The sequence below is a fragment of the Rhodoplanes roseus genome, from assembly GCF_003258865.1.
GTDB classification, from domain to species: domain Bacteria; phylum Pseudomonadota; class Alphaproteobacteria; order Rhizobiales; family Xanthobacteraceae; genus Rhodoplanes; species Rhodoplanes roseus.
In genome coordinates, this window is record NZ_NPEX01000982.1 from 1 (window position 1) to 241 (window position 241).

The following is a 241-nucleotide window of genomic DNA, read 5'->3' on the forward strand; positions in this document are numbered from 1 at the left end:
TGATGGCGAAGAACGGTATTTTGATCGTTGAGTTCGCCAATCAGCTGCGCGACGAGGGGATGGAGGTGCGCGAGGCGGTCATCGAAGCCTCGATCCTGCGCTTTCGTCCGATCATCATGACCGTGATTTCAACGGTGCTGGGGGCCGTGCCGCTGGTGCTTGCCTCCGGCGCCGGGGCCGAGAGCCGAAGCGCGATCGGCGTCGTCATCGTCGGAGGGCTGATGCTCGCGTCGGTGCTGAC

At 63.9% G+C, this 241-nt stretch carries 1 protein-coding gene; it reads left to right on the forward strand.

Annotation, left to right across the window (positions count from 1 at the left end; genetic code table 11):
• Positions 1–241 (forward strand): efflux RND transporter permease subunit (locus tag CH341_RS33270; protein WP_146604830.1); only part of this gene is annotated, 241 nt, incomplete at both ends.